This window comes from Streptococcus sp. 9.1, assembly GCF_016648815.1.
Classification (GTDB): domain Bacteria; phylum Bacillota; class Bacilli; order Lactobacillales; family Streptococcaceae; genus Streptococcus; species Streptococcus salivarius_E.
In genome coordinates this window covers 18,596-39,230 of the sequence record NZ_JACLQS010000004.1, presented here as the reverse complement: position 1 = coordinate 39,230, position 20,635 = coordinate 18,596, and the positions used below count along the sequence as shown (strand labels likewise).

Annotated in this window: 20 protein-coding genes; 1 reads left to right on the top strand and 19 read right to left on the bottom strand. The window is 38.9% G+C overall.

Annotation, left to right across the window (positions count from 1 at the left end):
• Positions 1 to 3 precede the first annotated feature (3 nt).
• From alsS to ndk, 8 genes are all read right to left on the bottom strand, one after another.
• Positions 4 to 1,680 (bottom strand): acetolactate synthase AlsS, encoded by a 1,677-nt coding sequence (gene alsS / locus H7T93_RS04505; protein ID WP_037603197.1) that lies wholly within the window; start codon positions 1,678 to 1,680, stop codon positions 4 to 6.
• A gap of 213 nt (positions 1,681 to 1,893) precedes the next feature.
• Positions 1,894 to 2,235 carry a hypothetical protein gene (locus H7T93_RS04500; protein WP_037603195.1) on the bottom strand — a complete coding sequence of 114 codons (342 nt, stop codon included), beginning with the start codon at positions 2,233 to 2,235 and terminating at the stop codon, positions 1,894 to 1,896.
• A gap of 98 nt (positions 2,236 to 2,333) precedes the next feature.
• Positions 2,334 to 3,713: a hypothetical protein gene (locus H7T93_RS04495; RefSeq protein WP_037603193.1), complete on the bottom strand. Its 1,380-nt coding sequence runs from the start codon at positions 3,711 to 3,713 to the stop codon at positions 2,334 to 2,336.
• A gap of 47 nt (positions 3,714 to 3,760) precedes the next feature.
• Positions 3,761 to 5,593, bottom strand: coding sequence for a translation elongation factor 4 (gene lepA, locus H7T93_RS04490; RefSeq protein WP_003092624.1), 1,833 nt, complete (start codon positions 5,591 to 5,593; stop codon positions 3,761 to 3,763).
• Between the two features lie 121 nt (positions 5,594 to 5,714).
• Complete coding sequence (locus H7T93_RS04485; protein ID WP_002883920.1) at positions 5,715 to 5,879, bottom strand: hypothetical protein; 165 nt, start codon at positions 5,877 to 5,879, stop codon at positions 5,715 to 5,717.
• Positions 5,880 to 5,979: 100 nt separating this feature from the next.
• The gene (locus H7T93_RS04480) at positions 5,980 to 6,744 is read right to left on the bottom strand and encodes a (S)-acetoin forming diacetyl reductase (protein ID WP_002883902.1); all 765 of its coding nucleotides are present in this window, start codon (positions 6,742 to 6,744) and stop codon (positions 5,980 to 5,982) included.
• A 212-nt stretch (positions 6,745 to 6,956) separates the two neighbouring features.
• A complete protein-coding gene (locus H7T93_RS04475) occupies positions 6,957 to 7,250 on the bottom strand; it encodes a rhodanese-like domain-containing protein (RefSeq protein WP_037603190.1) in 294 nt (97 codons plus the stop codon).
• A 1-nt stretch (position 7,251) separates the two neighbouring features.
• Entirely contained in the window at positions 7,252 to 7,665 is a 414-nt protein-coding gene (ndk, locus tag H7T93_RS04470; RefSeq protein ID WP_171968068.1) for a nucleoside-diphosphate kinase, read from the bottom strand.
• 166 nt (positions 7,666 to 7,831) lie between these two features.
• Between ndk and H7T93_RS04465 the strand changes: the two genes are divergently transcribed.
• Positions 7,832 to 8,977 (top strand): cobalamin-independent methionine synthase II family protein, encoded by a 1,146-nt coding sequence (locus H7T93_RS04465; protein ID WP_175057609.1) that lies wholly within the window; start codon positions 7,832 to 7,834, stop codon positions 8,975 to 8,977.
• 59 nt (positions 8,978 to 9,036) lie between these two features.
• Here H7T93_RS04465 and trmFO read toward each other — a convergent pair whose 3' ends face one another.
• The 11 genes from trmFO to ylqF all read right to left on the bottom strand — a co-directional run bounded on the left by trmFO (position 9,037) and on the right by ylqF (position 20,587).
• On the bottom strand, positions 9,037 to 10,380 hold the full coding sequence (gene trmFO / locus H7T93_RS04460; RefSeq protein WP_175057610.1) for a methylenetetrahydrofolate--tRNA-(uracil(54)-C(5))-methyltransferase (FADH(2)-oxidizing) TrmFO: 1,344 nt from the start codon (positions 10,378 to 10,380) through the stop codon (positions 9,037 to 9,039).
• Positions 10,381 to 10,497: 117 nt separating this feature from the next.
• A complete protein-coding gene (locus H7T93_RS04455; protein WP_105291375.1) occupies positions 10,498 to 11,874 on the bottom strand; it encodes a sensor histidine kinase in 1,377 nt (458 codons plus the stop codon).
• Positions 11,865 to 12,524, bottom strand: a complete 660-nt coding sequence (locus tag H7T93_RS04450; RefSeq protein ID WP_080610559.1) for a response regulator transcription factor — start codon at positions 12,522 to 12,524, stop codon at positions 11,865 to 11,867. The genes H7T93_RS04455 and H7T93_RS04450 overlap by 10 nt, the downstream gene beginning before the upstream one ends.
• Positions 12,525 to 12,604: 80 nt before the next feature.
• On the bottom strand, positions 12,605 to 13,255 hold the full coding sequence (locus H7T93_RS04445; protein ID WP_080610560.1) for a nisG: 651 nt from the start codon (positions 13,253 to 13,255) through the stop codon (positions 12,605 to 12,607).
• Entirely contained in the window at positions 13,242 to 13,985 is a 744-nt protein-coding gene (locus H7T93_RS04440) for a lantibiotic ABC transporter permease (protein ID WP_080610561.1), read from the bottom strand. Before H7T93_RS04440 ends, H7T93_RS04445 begins: the two co-directional genes overlap by 14 nt.
• Positions 13,975 to 14,649, bottom strand: a complete 675-nt coding sequence (locus tag H7T93_RS04435; protein WP_175057611.1) for an ATP-binding cassette domain-containing protein — start codon at positions 14,647 to 14,649, stop codon at positions 13,975 to 13,977. The genes H7T93_RS04440 and H7T93_RS04435 overlap by 11 nt, the downstream gene beginning before the upstream one ends.
• A gap of 181 nt (positions 14,650 to 14,830) precedes the next feature.
• Positions 14,831 to 16,975, bottom strand: a complete 2,145-nt coding sequence (topA, locus tag H7T93_RS04430; RefSeq protein WP_014633069.1) for a type I DNA topoisomerase — start codon at positions 16,973 to 16,975, stop codon at positions 14,831 to 14,833.
• A 167-nt stretch (positions 16,976 to 17,142) separates the two neighbouring features.
• Complete coding sequence (dprA, locus tag H7T93_RS04425; RefSeq protein WP_049545391.1) at positions 17,143 to 17,982, bottom strand: DNA-processing protein DprA; 840 nt, start codon at positions 17,980 to 17,982, stop codon at positions 17,143 to 17,145.
• A 66-nt stretch (positions 17,983 to 18,048) separates the two neighbouring features.
• Positions 18,049 to 18,969: an ROK family protein gene (locus tag H7T93_RS04420; RefSeq protein WP_175057612.1), complete on the bottom strand. Its 921-nt coding sequence runs from the start codon at positions 18,967 to 18,969 to the stop codon at positions 18,049 to 18,051.
• Between the two features lie 6 nt (positions 18,970 to 18,975).
• Positions 18,976 to 19,746 carry a ribonuclease HII gene (locus H7T93_RS04415; protein ID WP_155211957.1) on the bottom strand — a complete coding sequence of 257 codons (771 nt, stop codon included), beginning with the start codon at positions 19,744 to 19,746 and terminating at the stop codon, positions 18,976 to 18,978.
• A complete protein-coding gene (gene ylqF, locus H7T93_RS04410) occupies positions 19,733 to 20,587 on the bottom strand; it encodes a ribosome biogenesis GTPase YlqF (RefSeq protein WP_021144074.1) in 855 nt (284 codons plus the stop codon). Before ylqF ends, H7T93_RS04415 begins: the two co-directional genes overlap by 14 nt.
• Positions 20,588 to 20,635: the final 48 nt, after the last annotated feature.

The following is a 20,635-nucleotide window of genomic DNA, read 5'->3' as shown; positions in this document are numbered from 1 at the left end:
TTTTTAGTAAAATTCATCTGGCAAAATAGTTTCGCCGAGTTTAATATTATCTTTATAGTCGATTGGAACATCAATAAGGACTGGTCCATCTACAGCTTGAGCCAAGGCTTCTTGGAGCAAGCTAGAAAACTCCTCTTTACTTGTTGCACGATAACCTTTCGCTCCAAAGCTCTCAGCATATTTTACAAAATCTACAGGACCAAAGTCAACCCCAGATGAACGACCGTACTTCATTTCTTCCTGGAATTCCACCATATTATAATGCCCATCATTCCAGATAATATGGACAATTGGCAATTTCAATCGAACTGCTGTCTCCAATTCTTGTGCTGAGAAAAGGAAACCACCGTCGCCAGAAACAGAAATGACTTTTGTCTTAGGACGAACCAAAGCTGCAGAGATGGCCCACGGAAGAGCAACCCCCAAAGTTTGCATCCCATTTGAGAAAAGCAAATGACGTGGTTCATAAGATTTGAAATAGCGAGCCATCCAGATATAGTGACTACCAACGTCAACGGTAACTGTCATATCATCATCCGTTTGTTCTTGTAAAACTTCAATTAAATCGAGTGGGTGTACGGTACCTTCTTCAGGCTGACGGTCAAATTTAACATCTTCGACGACTGTATTTTTTAACCCTTTTAGATATTCAACTGATCCTTCAGGTAATTTGTAGCCTTGAATAGCTGGCAAGAGCAAATCTAAGGTTGCTTCTACATTACCAATCAATTCACGTTCTGGCTGGAAGTAAGTATCCACCTCAGCAGGTTCAACATCAATTACGATAATACGTGCTGAAATTTCAGCATTCCAGTTACGTGCTTCATACTCAATTGGGTCATAACCAATGGCAATAATCAAGTCCGACTTCTTAAGCAACATGTCCCCCGGTTGGTTACGGAAAAGACCTACACGACCAAAGAAAGTATCCTCTTCAAGGTCACGTGACACGATACCAGCACCTTGGAAAGTTTCAACAACTGGTAATTTAACATGTTTCAAAATCTGGCGAATAGAGTAAGTTACAGCTTCTGATGAAGCGCCGTTCCCTAAAAGTAAGACTGGCAATACGGCATTTTTTATCGCCTGTGCGAGATAGTTAATATCAGAAACAGATGCTGAACCAAGTTTTGGATCCGTCATAGGCTTGATAGCCTTAACACTGACCAGAGCATCAGTCACGTCTTGAGGAATTGAAATAAAGCTTGCACCCGGTTTCCCTGACTTAGCATGGCGATAGGCATTAGCAACCGTTTCAGAAAGGGTATTAGCATCATGTACTTCAGCAGCATACTTGGTAATCGGTTCAAGCATAGCAACGTTATTCATTGATTGATGGGCACGTTTCAAAAGATCTGCACGCTTAACCTGACCACCAATAGCAAGAACAGGATCTCCTTCATCTGTCGCTGTTACCAAACCAGTAGCCAAATTTGAGACACCTGGACCAGATGTTACCAATACTACACCGGGTTTCCCTGTGATACGTCCAACACCTTGAGCCATAAAAGCAGCATTTTGCTCATGACGGGCAACAATCAATTCAGGTCCCTTATCTTCCAAGGTATCAAAAACCCTATCGATTTTTGCACCTGGAATCCCAAAGACATAATCAACATCATGGTTGATCAAACTATCAACCACTAAATCCGCACCATACAATTGCTTTTCTTCTGACATGAACACAGTCCTTCTGGCCCTAAAATGATAGAGCCAATTTTCCTTTCAAGTATAAGTCACAAAGTGTCAAAGTCTGCTCGTTTTTTCACAAACTTTTATCACTTCACAATTCTGTTATCATTATAGCACAGTTTTCAGACAATCTTGTGAAAAAAAGATTGTGAAATTTTGAACTTCCATCGCAAAAAGAAACACCCGATTACTATCAGATGTTCATGAATTTTTTACCTTAGCAAACTCTCGATTAAGATAATTTTGCAAGCCTTCAAAAATCTCTATTAACTGGAGATAATTAGACAAGCTTGAGCGATCAGGGATATCTACGACATCCAAAGAAATGCGTTCCAAGTCCTTTTCATAGAGAATGCGGAAGGAAATCACTGCTTGATCAGAAAAATAATTCTCCCCTGCCAAAATGTAGCATTCATAGATGATGCCAACAGGATTCGCAACCTTCAACTCAATACGAACTGCGCCTAACCCCAAGGCCTCCACTTGCTGAAAACGCTCCAGAATAGCCTGTCGCTGACTGGGGATAAAACTCATGATATCCATAGTGGCCCTCCCAAGATTCCTTTTTGTCTATTATAGCCTAAAGCTGAGAAAAATGCTTGTGATGGGTTTGTAGAAGCCACATAGACATTCAAGAATACTTAGTCGCCCCCTTTGTAGTCTCTAAAGTCTGACTTAATACTGGAATCATAATCATGTTTATCTACCCACTCCTTAATATCAGCAAACGAATGAATTTCCTTCCTAATACCAGCACCGTCCTCTACAGAAATTACAATTGCTTGCTCTCCATTTGTTCCCAACCAATGTAAAATATCATTGGTCTGCTCTTCAGGGGAAAAATAGATTTGTGATTGTTTGTCGTACTCTCTATCTCTATAGGACTCATATTGAGCCAATTTCTTTTTATAGGCATCATATTTCCTATCATAATCTTTTTGGGCTTTTTGACGTGCTTTTTCGTAAGCTCGATAATCTTTCTGATAGTCTTGTTCTGCCTTCTTATTAAGAATGTCACTAAAACTTAAAGGTTTAATAGGAAAAATAGAATCAGGAAAAACATTAAATTCTGGAACTTTCTTTGGCTGGCTTGGTTTATTAGGTAGGCTGCTTTTCACTGGCTCAGTTGGACCGACCGGAAAATCTCCCTCCTTACCTTGACGGGTCAATACTTTAAATTTCTTTAAGGTATTACTGTTTGTTGTTGTCTGATTAACAGCCTCTTCGTAAATAGGCTTAACTTCAGAATTTTCATTAAATAGATTAATTTGATTCTCTTGTTTTGAAGTATCTACATTATCAATCTCTAGGATCACATTTAGATGAGCTGATAAATGATTGTTTGTTTGAGCAGGAGACATTCTTAAAAGCTCATCCAAGTTTCCTTCTCTCTTTAAATATCCCCACATGTTGCTATCATTCACCTGATTACGAGCAGAACTCTTATCACCAAAATAAAGCATTTCATCCTTACTGTAAGAATAATCTGGTAGGTCTCTAGTTAAAAATTGATTCGTATCTAAATTGTAAGCAAATTGCTTATCGTTTTGAGAATTCTCCAAGAAAACATAATCGTAACCATCAATCGCTCTTAAAGACACAACCAACTCCTTAATATCTTTAAAATCTTTTATTTTCTTCAAATATGGGGTCAAATTAATAATTTTCTTTTTAAAATCTTTGTTAATATCATAAACTACCAAATGAGCTTGATGCAGACTACTCATGGTATCGTAATAGCGAACAAAATGATTTCTACCAATCAACTCAGTCGCTACGTTATCTTCAGAATTATAGTAAGTAGGTTCTTCCTGACTAATGGCAACATACTGATGGCGGCTGCCAAAAATCTCATTGTCAGTTACCTTATCCGCTTTTAAAGCAATCTGTAATTCCTCTACAGCTTTTTCGTGAAATTTATGTTTGACATAAGCATTTCCTAAAAAGAAAAGTGTGAGTAGAGTCGCAGTATAAATCCTTCCACGCTTCGAGAAAGGAAATCTTAAAATCTTCTTTATCATAACTTTTTTACAAAAATAGCCAGAACATCACATTCTGACTATTACTCTTATTTCTCATCTTCGTCCATTGAAAGTACTGACAAGAAGGCTTCTTGTGGGACTTCAACCGAACCGATGGCTTTCATACGTTTCTTACCAGCTTTTTGTTTTTCGAGAAGTTTACGTTTACGTGAAACGTCACCACCGTAACACTTAGCCAAGACGTTTTTACGAAGGGCTTTGATATCTGTGCGGGCAACGATTTTTTGACCGATAGCCGCTTGGATAGGCACCTCGAATTGTTGACGTGGAATAATTTTCTTAAGCTTATCAACGATAAGTTTTCCACGCTCATAGGCAAATTCCTTGTGGACGATGAAGCTAAGGGCATCGACCTTGTCACCATTAAGGAGAATATCCATTTTCACCAATTGTGAACGACGGTATTCTGACAATTCATAGTCAAAGCTTGCATAACCACGTGTAGATGATTTCAATTTATCAAAGAAATCAAAGACGATTTCAGCAAGTGGAATTTGATAGATAACGTTCACACGATTATCATCAATGTATTCCATGGTTTCAAAATCACCACGTTTACGTTGTGCCAACTCCATAACCGCACCAACATATTCTTGAGGAACCATGATTTGTGCTTTAACATAAGGTTCTTCGATAGCATCAATGCGTGTAGGATCTGGGAATTCAGATGGGTTAGACACTTCAAGCATCTCTCCGTCAGTAGTGTTAACATGGTAAACTACCGATGGTGCTGTCATAATGAGGTCGATGTTAAACTCACGTTCCAAGCGCTCTTGGATAACATCCATGTGAAGAAGACCCAAGAAACCACAACGGAAACCAAAACCAAGGGCTTGAGACGTTTCAGGCTCAAATTGAAGACTGGCATCGTTCAACTGAAGTTTTTCAAGGGCTTCACGCAAATCGTTATATTTATTTGACTCAATTGGGTAAAGACCTGCAAACACCATTGGGTTCATTTGCTTATAGCCATGGAGTGGCTCTGCAGCTGGATTATCTGCAAGTGTCACGGTATCACCGACACGGGTATCCGCAACAGTCTTAATTGAGGCTGCGATATAACCAACATCTCCTGTCGCAAGGTAATCACGACCAACAGCTTTAGGTGTGAAGATACCAACCTCAGTAACATCAAAGGTCTTACCATTAGACATCATTTGAATCTTATCGCCTGGTTTAACCATTCCGTTAACCACACGCACTTGGAGGATAACCCCACGGTAAGCATCGTAAACAGAGTCAAAGATAAGGGCTTGGAGAGGCGCTTCAACATCACCTTGAGGTGCAGGAACTTTCTCAACGATTTGTTCGAGAATCTCTTCAATACCAATACCAGCCTTAGCTGACGCAAGCACAGCCTCAGAAGCATCTAGTCCGATAACATCTTCAACCTCTGTACGCACACGCTCAGGATCTGCAGCTGGAAGGTCAATTTTATTGATAACTGGTAAGATTTCCAAGTCATTATCTAGTGCCAAGTAAACATTGGCAAGTGTTTGTGCTTCAATTCCTTGAGCTGCATCCACCACCAAGATGGCACCCTCACAGGCAGCAAGAGAACGTGACACCTCATAAGTAAAGTCCACGTGTCCCGGTGTGTCGATAAGGTGGAAAATGTATGTTTCGCCATCTTTAGCAGTATAGTTAAGCTCAATGGCATTTAGTTTAATAGTGATTCCACGTTCACGCTCAAGGTCCATGCTATCAAGGAGTTGCGCCTGCATCTCACGACTTGACACTGTTTCAGTCTTTTCCAAGATACGGTCAGCAAGCGTTGATTTCCCATGGTCAATATGGGCAATAATAGAGAAGTTACGAATCTTCTCCTGTCGTTGTTTTAATTCTTCAATATTTGGCATTTTTATCTTTCCTAGTTCTTACTTGTGATTATAAAAAAACTAATCGTTACCTTCTATTATACAAAAAAGACAGGCTTTTGCCTATCTCTAATATCTGCTTTCTGACTGCATTTAGTCCTTATTATTTCTTAAAAGTATCGTTGTAGTGCTTATTAATAATTGCTGAACGCTTGTTTTCTGTTGAACTACTTGAAAATGGACCTAAACCACAGGCTAGTACAACAACTCCTAATAGAATAAGGCAATAAAATGGATGCTCAACAATATAGTGTAAAATGTCTGACATAGGAAGGCTCCTCTCAAATCATAATTAATTACGATTATATTATCAGAAATATTATGTTTTATCAAGCAAAAAAGAGAGCCTTTCGCTCTCCCTTTCAATCTTAATGGAATTGCATACCACCATCAACGATGATAGTTTGACCTGTGATGTAGTTTGAGTCAGGTCCAGCAAGGAAGCTAACTGCTGCTGCTACGTCTTCAGGTTCAGACAAACGTTTGAGGGTAATATCTTTAGCAAAAGTTTGCATACCCCATTCATCATCTTTACCAGCATTTTTACCAACTTCGTGGGCAATGTCAAACATCATTGGAGTCTTAACGATACCTGGTGCATAAGCATTGACAGTGATGCCTGAATCAGCCAAATCACGCGCCAAAGTTTGAGTAATACCACGCACTGCGAATTTAGTACCACCATATACAGTCAAGTTAGGGTTACCAACGACACCAGCCTGAGATGTTGCATTGATGATTTTACCACCATGACCGAGTGCTTTAAATTGTGCTTGTGCAGCTTGAGCACCCCAAATAACACCACCGACATTGATGTTAAATGTACGTTGGAACTGTTCTTCAGTAATTGTATCAAGAGGTGTTGTTGGAGCCACACCGGCATTATTAACAACAACATTCAAATCGCCAAAGTGATCAACAACTTTTTGGAAAGCAGCTGCTACTTCAGCTTGTTTAGATACATCAGCTACAACTGCAAATGCTTTATCTGCTGACAATTCAGCAACCGCTTTTTCTGCAGTTTCAGCGTTGTAGTCCAATACTCCGACTTTAAAACCATCTTCAACCAAACGTTTTGCAATCGCAAAACCAATACCTTGACCTGCACCTGTAACAATAGCAACTTTTGACATACGAAATCCTCCTCTACCAATTAGAGTCACTAGCTTAATAAGAAGCCTTATCTCAATTGGAATACGATAAGTTAGTCAAGTTCTGGCAAAGTCATTTTCATAGGCTTTGTCTTAACTCAATTAAAATTCTACTCCTTTATGAAAACGTTGTCAAGTAATTATCAAACTTTTCTGAAAACAAATAAGACCACCCTTGGGTGACCTTATTCCTATTATTCTTCAAATTCAAAACCTAGTGCTTCCATATCGTCCAAGCCACCCAAGTTAGTCACCTTAGTATAGCCTCGCTCTTTAAGAACTGATGCAGCAAATTCTGCACGAGGTCCCATTTTACAATAGAGGTAAATGGAAGCGTCTTTTTCAGCTAGAATGTCAGCAGAGAAAAACTGGGTGTGAGGTATTAAGCGAGCACCCTTTACATGACCTTCTGCATACTCTTCTGGACTCCTGACATCAATTAACAGTCCACCCTTAGCTAAATCAGATTGAATCTGTACTAAATCCATCTTACTCACCAAACCAAATCTGAATTTCTCGAGCCGCAGATTCTTCTGAATCAGAGCCATGAACGATATTCGAAATCATATCCCCATCTGGTGCTGTTGCAAAGTCTCCACGAATCGTTCCAGGTGCAGCATCACCCGGATTGGTTGCTCCCATCATATCACGCCATGACTTGATAACACCAGGGCCAGACATAATACCAATAACTGCCGAGCCACTCATCATGAATTCTGCAATACTAGGGAAAAATGGTTTATCAACCAATTGGGCATAATGTTCTTTAAGACGTTCTTCGTCAAGCATCAGCATCTCCATACGCTCAATAACGAAGCCACGACGTTCAATACGATCAATCACTTGACCAATTAGATGGCGTTTAACAGCATCTGGTTTAATAATAAAGAATGTTTTTTGCATGTTCTCAACCTTCATCGTTTTTTTCCATTTTACCATAGGAAGTATCATTTTGCAGGGTAAAACCTTATATAGTCTTAAACTATGCCCTCAGAAAGAAATTAACTATTTTTCATTAGTCTAGATAAGAAGTACTATAGACATAAATAGACATTTCGAGGTAAATACAATGACAAAATCTAAATTCCAATTAGTCGGTTCTCTTCTTCGTCCTGCGGATCTCCGTAAATATAAGGACGAAATCGAGCATCGTGACGACATCCAGTATCCTTTCTATGATGCCTTTCCTGGTTATCAAGAAACTGAAACTGCAGATATTAAGCAAATTGTGGCTGACCAAAAAGCTAACGGTATTGACATCCTTACTGATGGTGAGTTTGGACGTTCTATGTGGCATTTAGACTTTGTCTGGGGATTTAAAGGAATTGAACGCTACATTGCTGAGCATGGCTACACTTTTAAAGACCATGATGGTGGTCAATATGAAACACGTAAAGATATCGGTATTCGCATCACTGAGCCGCTCTCAGGTAAGAACCACCATTACCTAGATATCTATAAATTGGTTAAGGCTGAAGCTGGTGATGAAGATACCAAACAAACTATCTGGGGTCCTGCTCATGCCTACACTGAACTTGCTATCTTTGACCGTTTGGCTGGTCCTGGACAAGTCTATGAAACAAATGAAGACCTCAGAAAAGGTATCATTAATGCCTATAAAGAATTCTTGGAAGAATACAAGGCTGTCGGTGGAAAAATCGTTCAATTTGACGACTGTCTCTGGGAACTCTTTGACCCATCAAACCCTGCAAGTTTCTTTGCGGAAGGTAATTCTGATTTGGCAGAATTGGCTGATGAGTTTGTAGCTATCAATAACGAGGTTGTAGACTATGCTCACGAAATTGGTTTAACGGTTTGGACACACAACTGTCGTGGTAACTATGAAAGCCGTTCTGCTGCCGAAGGAACTTACGAAGCCATTGCTAAGAAGTTCTTGGCAGAGCAACACTATGATCGTTTCTTCCTTGAGTGGGATAGCGACACCGCTGGTGATATCAAAGCTCTCGAAGCCCTCAAAGACAGCAAAGCTGAAGTTGTACTAGGACTTTTGTCTTCTAAAACTACTGACCTTGATGACGAAGAACGTGTCCTCGATTTGCTTGAAAAAGCGAGTCAAATCCTTCCAAAAGAACGTCTCTTCCTCTCTCACCAATGTGGTTTCGCCTCATGTGACTCAGGTAATGAGTTGGCAACACCACAACAATGGACTAAAATAAAACAAGGTCAAGAAATCGCTAAGAAATTCTTTGGTTAATTGAATACTTTTAAACATTAAAATCCCTTGCCGTATTCGGTAAGGGATTTTAATGTTGTCTATGCTTGAATAAAAGGTTGTAAATCTTTAAGAGCTCGCTCAGCAATTTTTTCATAGCGCTCTTTCTTGTCACGAATACGTGGCCCTTCCAACTCTTTGATAATACCAAAGTTAACATTCATTGGTTGGAAATGTTTACTTTCAGCATGTGTCACATAATATGGCAGACTCCCGATAGCTGTTGTGTGAGGGAAGATAACCTCATCTTCACCCATAAAGAGACGGGCAGCATTGATGCCGGCAACCAAACCTGAAGCAGCCGATTCAACATAACCTTCAACACCAGTCATTTGTCCCGCAAAGAACAAGTTAGGGTTTGATTTTGATTGGAAGGTCTGTTTAAGCAAGTTTGGCGAATCCATGTAAGAGTTGCGGTGCATTACCCCGTATCGCACAAATTCAGCGTTTTCAAGACCTGGAATCATTTGGAAGACACGCTTTTGCTCTCCCCATTTGAGGTGGGTTTGGAAACCAACAATATTATAGAGACTACCAGCCGCATTGTCCTGACGAAGCTGAACAACCGCATAAGGTGTCTTGAAGTCACCATCACGTGGACCCTTATAATCCTCAGGATACTCCAAACCAACTGGTTTCATAGGACCATAGAGCATTGTCTTGATACCACGTTTAGCCATAACCTCGATAGGCATACAGCCCTCGAAATACTTTTCTTTTTCAAAAGAATTCAAAGGAGCTTCTTCAGCTGTTGTCAAGGCCTCGTGGAATGCCATGAACTCTTCCTTGGTCATTGGACAGTTTAGATAAGCTGCTTCACCCTTGTCATAGCGTGACTTAAGGTAAACCTTGTTCATATCGATAGTCGATTTATCAACGATTGGTGCAGCGGCATCATAGAAATAGAAGCCATCTCCACCGTTAAGCTCATGAATTTTTTCAGCTAGAGCATCAGAAGTCAATGGTCCTGAAGCAATAACTGTAATGGCATCATCAGGAATTTCTGTGATTTCTTCACGGATAACTTCAATTAATGGATGATTTTCAATTTCCGCTGTAACAGCTTCTGCATAGCCTTCACGGTCCACCGCCATAGCACCACCTGCTGGCACACGGTGAGCTTCTCCATTTCGCATAATGATAGAGTCCAAACGACGCATTTCTTCTTTAAGAAGCCCTACAGCGTTGGTCAAGCTATCTCCACGGAAAGAGTTAGAGCAAACCAATTCTGCAAAATTTGTTGTCTTATGCTGCGGTGTTGCTTTGACCCCACGCATTTCATAAAGTTTTACCGGAATACCACGTTTGGCAATCTGATAAGCCGCCTCGGAGCCGGCCAAACCAGCTCCAATCACGTTAATATAATCTGCTTTTGATTGAGACATGACACTAATACCTCTTTGGAAACAAGATTAAATCCTATCTCCACAAATCTTTCTTCATTTTTACTCTTAGTAGTATAGCAAAAAACTCCTCGTCTGGCGACTAGGAGTCATCTGAGTTTAAAGAGGTAAAATGATAGTTACTTTAGCACCACACGTTGTATGGTCATTTGAAAGAGAAAGGCTACCATGGTGTAACCGAACTATATCATTGGCAATAGTCAGACCAAGTCCGCTGTGATTGCGACTCTGTCTACTTTTATCTTCCTGATAAAAGAGCTGAGTCGCCTTTTCAAGAGATTCAAGGGAAAATCCAGGTCCAGAATCAAGGCAGATAAACTTGAATTCATCAGATGCGATTTTGGTGAACAAGGTTAACTGACTGCCACTAGGTGTATGCTCCACCGCATTCGAAACGATATTCATAATAGCTCGATTCAACAAGGGCCTATCCCAATGGCCTATGATTTCTTTCTCAATTTCTTTCTTGTCAAATACTACATTAATTTGTTTCGTTTGTGCTAGTGACAAGGTTTGATCGTAAATGTCTTCAACAAATTCCCTAACCGAAATGTCTTCAAGCTTCAAGGTTTTCTTCAAACTCGTTTTGTTGAGTTCGGACAACTCTTGAACATAGGAATCAACCTGTGCAATCCCTTTTTGAAAATGTTCTAACAAGTCCGTTTGTTCTTCATCTAAGGTCGTCATAGCTAAGAGTTCTGCATTGCCCCGAGCAACTGTCAATGGTGTCTTCAGGTCATGAGTTAAGGCTGAAATCTGATTTTGCTTATCCTTTTCTGCCTTCCAATTTTCCATCAAAGAGTCACGGAGTGCTACCCTCATATGATCCAAACCATTTAAAACCTGGTTAAACTCAGTAATTTTAGATTTGGACGTTTGAAAATCCAAGTCTTGCTCTGCTATTTTCTCTGTTGCCTTCAATATTGGTCTCAACTCTCGACTCAATTTACTAGCATAGTAAAAAGTTAAAGTAATAAATATGAGTAGGATAGACACAATCATTGAGCCAATCATCAATAGGTTAGCATTGGGAAAGTGCTGGTTCATCCACTCATTACGATACCGAGGTGATAGTTGATAATTGACAATGACGATGCCATCTGACCGTTCAAATGACTGAAAATAGCCATATTTGCCACCATGAGCATTCTTGAATTGGTAATCTAGCAAGGATTCTTCTTGCAAGTTAACTGGCATGTTAGACTTTTTAAGTTTAAAATCTCTAGTCAAGAAGACATAGCTTGTACCATCAGGCAAAACATTTGGATTAAAGACCTTAGAAGTTTCAATATCATTCCTGACGACAGACAAATCACTTTCTACCTGATTTGCTGGAAACACAACGCCAAAACGATAAGACAAGCTGAACAAAGACAAAATAAGCAGGCTACTGATTGCTGATAGAACTGTAAGACTGACGACATAAGATATCAAGATTGTTCTTAGAGAGTGTTCTCTTTTTTTAATTAGTGCCACTTGTAACCAATCCCCCAGACTGTTTCAATAGGATTTTGCCCAACATCTTTGAGCTTTGCACGGATATTTTTGATATGTTCGGCCACTGCTGTCGGACTCCCTTTATCCTCATAGCCGTACAAATGCGTGTAGATTTGTTCTTTGGAAAAGACTTGGCCCTTATTTTCAGCCAGAAACTGACAAATACCATATTCTGACTTAGTCAAATCTAACAACTGATTCTCAACATAAAGCTCCTGAGCAGACAAATCAAACTGAATATTTCCAATTAATAGCTTATGGTGGCGCTCACGATGTTCACGTCTCAAGTGTGCAGCCACACGCGCTTGAAGTTCTTTAACCCCAAATGGCTTGCAAATATAATCATCAGCACCATAAGTCAAGCCTTGAACAATATCAGCCTCTTGCGTTTTGGCTGTAATAAAGAGTATAGGACAATCCACCTGATCACGAATCTCATGACAAAACTGGAGACCGTCAACATCAGGCATCATGATATCCAGTAAAATCAAGTCAAACTGTGGCAACGAGTTCTTATCCAAATCTAAAACACTTGTAAGTCCCGTCACCTTATGATTTTGGAGCTCTAAAGCCTTTACAACCAATTGAACAATATCTTCCTGATCATCAACAACAAGTATCTGAGCCATAATCTTTCCTTTCGTACAAAGTTACCCTTATCATATCATCTATAGAAGATAACTGACAAGGCGTAGAGTAGATAAATCTATTAATAAGATTTTGAATTTATTGGCAAAAAACAAATAAATAACAAAGTCACCCCAACAATCCATAAAGGTAGGGAATTGAGTTGGCTCCAATCATTAAGGATAAGGCTATTGATAGGTAAAACAATAGGAAGCCAATGAGTAGACAAGAAAACTTTATTACTAGCAAAAATAATAAAAATAATTTCAACCATAGAGATAATAATATTACTAACACTGTTCAGACTCACTTGTATAAAGTAGTGAAAATGATTAAGAAAGACTATTAACATCCAACTTGATAGACTTACTACAAATCCATTCACACTATTCATAAGAAGGAGGTTTATGATAAGCCAACTAAATAAAGAAGGTAGGCTAAGGGTTAGGTCTACTATCAAAAGTTTAGCCAACCATAAACGTCTTTGCTTAGGGTAACTCGATATTTCTTGATAATGATTAGCGTATTTTTCTTGTTCAATCCCTAAAATTGACAAAAATGATGTCATTAGCGGATAGCATAAAAAAGATAATATGGCTAAATTAGTTAGAGAAAAACCATTAGGAACGAAGCTCACATACATTGGAATTGTAATGATCTCTAAGACAGCAAAACTGAGAATAAGATAAAGACCGAAAGTATTCTTTAATTTAAGTAACTCACTCCTTAGCATTTAATTGTCTCCTTTGCAGTGAAAAAGATAAAAGCAATGTCACTACTATTGATAGCATCATCGTAAGTAACACCTGAAAAATGCTAGTATGATTCGTATTTACAATAATATCCCCGGATGGTTTAAGGTTTAATAAAAATTGAGCTATTTTATAGTGATAGGTATAGGGGAAAACAAACCAGAGTGGACTCTGAGCAATAAAGGGTGCTATTAAAAGACAAACCAATGTATTAAGAGCTAATAGGATGAATTGACTCATGTATTTAGACATCAGATAAAGTAAAGGAATGTTCCATAAAGTTGTCAACCAAATTAAGATTAAGGAAATAGCTGTTTTAGGAATATTTATTGGAATAAAATCTGTGTAAATAAATGCAACGAGACTGAGGAAAGCTAGTAAGAATAAACTAGCAATCAATGTTCTCATTCCTATAAGCACCATTTTCATCAAGATAATTTTCCAAGTGAAATATACATTTGTAACATTTTGAAAATGCCCAGCCTGGTCTTCTAAACGTCTATCAACTATAAACAAAACACCATTTACAAGATATAAAAAGATAGCTTCCCACCAATAAACCGAGAAAGGAACAAAAATCTGTAACCCTCCCATTAAAAAGGCTATAAGAACGGTTAAAAATGGTATGATGATTAAGAATTTAGTCGTTCCTAAATGTTGTAATTTAAGCAATTCCGAATAGAATATCTTTTGCATATCACTAACCCCCATGAACAATTTTAAAGAAGAGTCTCTCAAGACTATCTACATTTTTGTTTTCACCATCATATTGAATTTTACCTTTGTCGAGAATAAGAATATGATCAGCAACCTTACTAATTTCTATAAGTTGATGACTGGAAACCAGAATTGTCATTCCTTTTGCTTTCAAGGAACGAATAAGGTTTAGCAATTCATTTATACCGTCAGGATCAAGTCCATTAGTAGGCTCATCTAGAATTAAAAATTGGGGATTAGTTAAAATAGCCATACCAATCCCAAGTCGTTGCTTCATACCTAATGAAAATTTACCGGCTTTTTTCTTTCCAGTATTTGAAAGACCAATTATTTCTAAGGTTTCATAAATTTTGGAATCAGGAATATCATATAACAACGCTTTTGTTTTTAGATTATCAAAAGCCGAAAGATTGTGATAAATTGCAGGTGTTTCGATTAATGCACCTAATAAATGTTTGTTTTTGGATGATCCATCAAATCGAATTTCTCCACTACTTTTTTGGACTAAGCCAAAAAGAATTTTCATCAGAGTTGACTTACCAGCACCATTTACTCCTAATAGACCAGAAACTGTTCCAGATTCAATTGTAATTGTGATGTTGTCTAAAATAGTCTTATCTTTGTAGGATTTTGAAAGTTGTTTAACAGTTATTTCCATTTGCACACCTCTTTTAGAATAGTTGTGTTTTCAATATAAGCTTATATTTATCTAATATCAGAAAATCACTTACTCTCCTTTCTTTTCATGCTTAGTATAAAAAACAAATTTAAGGAAAGTTTCAGTTTTTCTGATAAAATACAAAAAAACTATCCCAAGTTTTAACTTGAGATAGCTTTCTTTATTTAACAATAGATTCTTTGTAGTCACACTCTTCGTTGCTACAGATAACTTGCTTGCCGCCACCACGGACTTTCTTCTCGACAAGATAATCGCCTGATTTAGGACAGTTACGTCCAACAGGGATATCCCACGACGTAAATTCACAGTCAGGATAGCGATCACATCCATAAAAGACACGATTTCGTTTTGTCTTACGTTCGATGACCTGACCTTTACCACAGGTTGGACAAGTAACGCCAATTTCTTTGGTAATGGCTTTAGTATTGTGACAGTCGGGGAAGTTACTACATGCGTAGAACTTACCGTATCGACCAAGTTTGATGACCATTGGGTGACCACAGAGGTCACAATCAAAACCGGCAGGCTCATCCTTGATTTGGATTTTTTCAATACCTTCTTCAGCTTTTTCCAATTCTTTTTGGAATGGTTTGAAGAATTCATCAATAACCTTTTGCCATTGTTCCTTACCGATTTCAACTTTATCGAGTTTTCCTTCCATCTCGGCCGTGAATTTAACATCCACGATGTCAGGGAAGAATTCGACGATTAAGCTATTAACGATTTCACCAAGCTCTGTTGGTTCAAAACGTTTAGCTACCAATTTGACGTAGTAACGACGTTGAATAACATCAAGTGTCGGTGCATAAGTTGACGGACGACCAACACCATTTTCTTCCAGCGTCTTAATCAGAGTCGCTTCAGAATAGCGAGCAGGTGGTTGCGTGAAGTGTTGTTCAGGCGTTGTCACAACCTTCTTAACCGTATCACCTTCAGCCATATCAGGAAGCATCTTGTTCTTATCAGAATCGTTGTAAACGGCCATATAACCATCGAACTTGATTTGGCTACCATTTGCAGTGAAAATGACTCCGTTTTGAGACAAGGTCACCTTCATCGTATCAAATACTGCAGCTGTCATTTGACTCGCTACAAAACGATTCCAAATAAGAGTATAAAGCTTGAGTTGGTCCTTATCCAAATACTTAGCGATGCTTTCTGGTGTTTGGAAAACATTTGACGGACGAATAGCCTCATGGGCATCTTGTGCTCCCGAACTATTTTTCACCTTGCTGCCATGTTTTGAATACTTAGAACCAAAGCGTTCTGTAATAAATTCAGCAGCCTGGTTTTGAGCCACTGGACTGATACGTGTTGAGTCTGTACGCATATAGGTAATCAAACCTTGAGCGCCTGAACCAAGATTAATCCCTTCATACAACTGTTGGGCAACCATCATGGTCTTACGTGTACGGAAGTTAATCTTATTTGCAGCATCCTGTTGGAGAGATGAAGTTGTATATGGCAATGGCGCATTACGACGACGTTCTTTTTTCTCCACTTTATCAACGTTAAAGTCATCACTTGTGATACGAGAGAGAACGGCTTGAACATCGTCATTATTGTTGAGCTTAAGCTTTTTACCATCCAAGCCATAGAAGCTAGCCTGAAACTTCTTAGCACCCTTCTTAAAAGCACCATCAATAGTCCAGTATTCTTCTGGTTTAAAGGCCTTAATTTCATTTTCACGGTCAATAATAAGCTTAAGCGCTACTGATTGTACACGACCTGCAGAAAGACCTTTCTTAACCTTCTTCCATAGAAGCGGTGAAATAGAGTAACCCACAATACGGTCCAAGACACGACGAGCTTGTTGGGCATCTACCAAGTCCATGTCAATGGCGCGTGGCTCTACAAAGGCATTTTTTACCGCATCTTTAGTGATTTCGTTAAAAACGACACGATTCTTATCATCTGGCTCTAATCCAAGAATATGTGACAAATGCCATGAAATGGCTTCCCCTTCACGGTCCGGGTCACTTGCGAGAAAGACTTGCTTGGCTTTTTTAGCTTCTTTCTTCAATTCATTGATAAGAGGTCCCTTACCTCGAATATTAATGTACTGAGGTTCGTAGTTGTTTTCAAAATCAATCGACATACTTGATTTTTTCAAATCACGGATATGCCCAACAGAGGCTACAACTTTATAATTGCGGCCAAGATACTTCTCAATCGTTTTCGCTTTAGCAGGAGACTCCACGATGACCAAATTTTTCTTTGGTGTCGCTCTCTTTTTAGTCGCCTTTTTGGCTGTCGTTTTCTTTGTTGTTTTAGTTTTCGTTTTTGTTGTCGTTGCTGTCGCCATAGACTATTTCCTTATAATGTTATAAACTGGCTGCGCCACTCATCTGTCTAAAATCTAGTCACAAGACATTAAAAAATGAAACATCTTGGACCGAGCAACTAACATGATACCTTCCTTTTCTTTAACTGTCAATTAAAAACTTTTTCTCTATAGGAGAACTTTGATTTTTAAGAAAACTCTGAAAGGATGTCAAACCCTGTCGTAATGCACTTTGCGCCCTCTTGAATTAAGTGATGGCATCCGTCTGATTTTCCATCTAAAATATTTCCTGGAATAGCAAAAACATCTCTACCTTCTTCCATGGCACGCTCACAAGTAATCAGACTTCCTGAGCGAAGTTTTGCTTCTACGACCATAACTCCTTGACACAATCCAGAAATAATCCGATTGCGTTCAGGAAAGTGGTACTTGAGAGGCTGTTCACCCGGTCCATATTCTGTAAGAACTAAATGATTTTTGGCCATATAGTCCTGCAAAGCTTTATTTTCTTTAGGATAATAAACATCAAGTCCGGTCCCGATAACTGCAATGGTGTTCCCCTTATTTTTCAAGGCCTCCATATGCGCACAAGTATCAATCCCACGCGCCAATCCACTCACAATAGTAAAATGATTCCCAAGTTCACTAACAATTTTGCGAACGGACTGTTTGCCTGTTTCAGAACACTTTCTTGCCCCAACAACAGCTAGCTTTGGTTTACTCAGTAAATCAAGATTCCCCTGATAATAAAGGAGGACAGGAGGATTATAGGTATGCTTCAGCTCAATGGGATATTCTTTATCAAAAATCGATAACGTAGAAAAACGTTCAAACTGTTCTTTGAGTTGCTTAATATCTAAACTCTTATACTTTTCCATAAAAAGAACGGCATTTTTAGACTTGGATACCACTGCCATATCACGTAAACTCAATTTTCTATCTTGAGTCTTTTGATAGTCCAAAATATTTAAGATATTCAAATTCGTCAACCCAGCGGCTTTAAGTTTAAAAAGTTCAAAATTATTCATATAGATACCTCCTTTTCATTATTCGTAACAGAAAAGAAAAAAGCTCCATTATGGAACTTTCCGTGATTACAAATCATTTTCAGAAGCAAAATAAGACGCCGCTCCCAGTAGGTTACTATCGTTATGGAATTGACAGGCTTGAATAGTTATGGGCTCAAGACCTAATTCAGACTTATCCTTAAATAACTCCTCATAGGCATCGCTTATTCCTTCTATTAAAGTACCTTGCCTACTGATACCACCACCGATAACAACTTTCTCCAGCCTAAAGAAGCTCTGTAAATTTAGCACAAGAACAGCAATTTCATGACAATAGTCTTTAAATAAAAGATTTAGGTCTTCCGACTGATTTCCCTCTATAGCTGAGAATACGGCTGGACCATCGTCTTGATTTAACCTAAGTAATTGACTGGCTTCATGAACAAAGCCTACTGCAGACCCCTTATTATCGACAAGACTTACTAAGCCATGCATAAACAATTCCCACTGGAAAGGTAGAGAGGTTTGACTCATGCTTTGGGGACTTGGAGCTCGCAGATATTGGGTGACTGACAGAGGTGATAACAAGACCTCCTGTGAGACAAGTCCTAAACCAACACCCGTACCTAAAACCAAGGCTGCCCCACAATCTAAATCTTGTAGACTTCCATATCTGGCTTCAGCCAAAGCTGCCGCATCAGCATCATTGATAACCTTTACAGGCAGTTGAAATGTTTTAGTCAATCGTGACCCAAGAGGAATAGCCGTTAAATATGGGATAAGACCTCCCTTGAAAATGAAGCCACGTTTACTATTTATTTCTCCTGGGCACGCAATGGCAATCCCAGAAATGATATCCTTGTGAGACGAGACAATATGCTCTAAAGTCAACCAAAAGTCGTCTAACGTTGGTGGTGTTGGAACTTTAGATTGATTGCTTATCTTAAAATCATCATCAACTAACCCAAACTTGATAAAGGTTCCTCCAATATCAATAGCTAAAATCACGCCACTTCACCTACTTTTTATTATTGACTTTATGGGTTCAAAGCTTCTTCTATGAATTGGAGTAACACCAAAGTTATCTATGCCAGACAGATGATCCTTAGTACCATAGCCTGCATTTTTGGCAAATGCGTAACCAGGAAACTCCTGATCATAATCAGCCATCATCTTATCCCGGGTTACCTTTGCTACGATAGATGCTGCCGCAATTGATAAAGAATTAGCATCCCCTTTTATAATTGATGTTTGTCCTATTGGTAAGTCCAAAGTCATGGCATCAATTAACAAATGTTCTGGTTTGGGACTAAGTTTTTCAATAGCTTCAGCCATAGCAAGCTTGGTTGCTTCATAAATATTAACATCGTCAATCACATGATTGTCCTTTATACCAATCCCGACAGCTACCGCTTCCTTCATGACCTGCTTATAAATAGCTTCATGTTTTGATTTTGGTATTTTTTTACTATCATTAAGACCTTTTATTTTGCAAAGCTTTGGTAAAATAACCGCTGCAGCTACCACTGGCCCAGCCAAAGGGCCACGTCCAACTTCATCAACACCTGCAATGAGTTCAACTCCCTGAGCATAAAGCGATTTTTCATAACTGAGCATCATCTCTAAGCGTTCTTCCTCAGCAATCTCAGCTAGGATAGCTTTACGGCGTTGCTTAATGGCAGTCTGTACACCAGCTCGACTGTCTTCCTCAAAACTTGCCCATCGATGATCGTCAAGGTCTGTCAAAGTGGCCAATTGCTCTTTGACTTCTTTAATTGTCGCCATCAGTATCGACCCCAACAATATCAAGTGTGTAACGTCCTAGTTTTCCATCACGAACTTCTTTGACAAATAGATTATAGAAACGGTCATAATCTTCACGGAAGCCAAGTTTTCGAGTCATTTCCATAATGATTTCTGGTGCCTCTTCTTCAAGGTCAATCCCTTTAAAGCGTTCCTCTAAACGTTCAGGATAGTAAGTTTTAAAATAGTTGAGTCCAAATATCGTCACTTCATCCATTGGCAATAGCTGGTCCTTGATGGCACCAGTCAAAGCGAGTTTCAATCCAACCAATTCATCTTCAAACTTAGGCCACAAAATACCTGGAGTATCAAGAATTTCCAAGTCTTTATTAGACTTCAACCACTGTTGACCTTTTGTAACGCCGGGTTTATTTCCTACAACAGCAATCTTTTTACCAGCTAAGCGGTTCATTAAGGTAGATTTCCCTGCATTTGGAATCCCAATAATCATGGTTCGTAAGGTCTCTTTCTGAATACCGCGTTCACGTAGCCGTTGAATCTTGTCAGCCATAAGACTCTTAGCAGCGTCTGTTACCAATTTAACTGTAGATTGTTCCTTGGAATTGATGGCCAAGGTTTTAATCCCTTGACTCTTAAAATAGGTACGCCATTCTTTCGTACGATTACTGTCAGCCAGGTCAGCCTTATTGAGAATTAGAAGCTTTGGTTTATCGCCAACAATTTTGGTCAGCATAGGGTTCTGACTCGAAAGTGGCAAACGTGCATCCACTAAAATTGTAACAAAATCAACATGTTTAAGGTTCTCCTGAACCTGTCGACGGGCCTTAGACATGTGACCTGGAAACCATTGAATAGTAGCCATATATGTTTCTCCTTTTGTATTCTTAGCAAAATATCATTTAAAATCTTT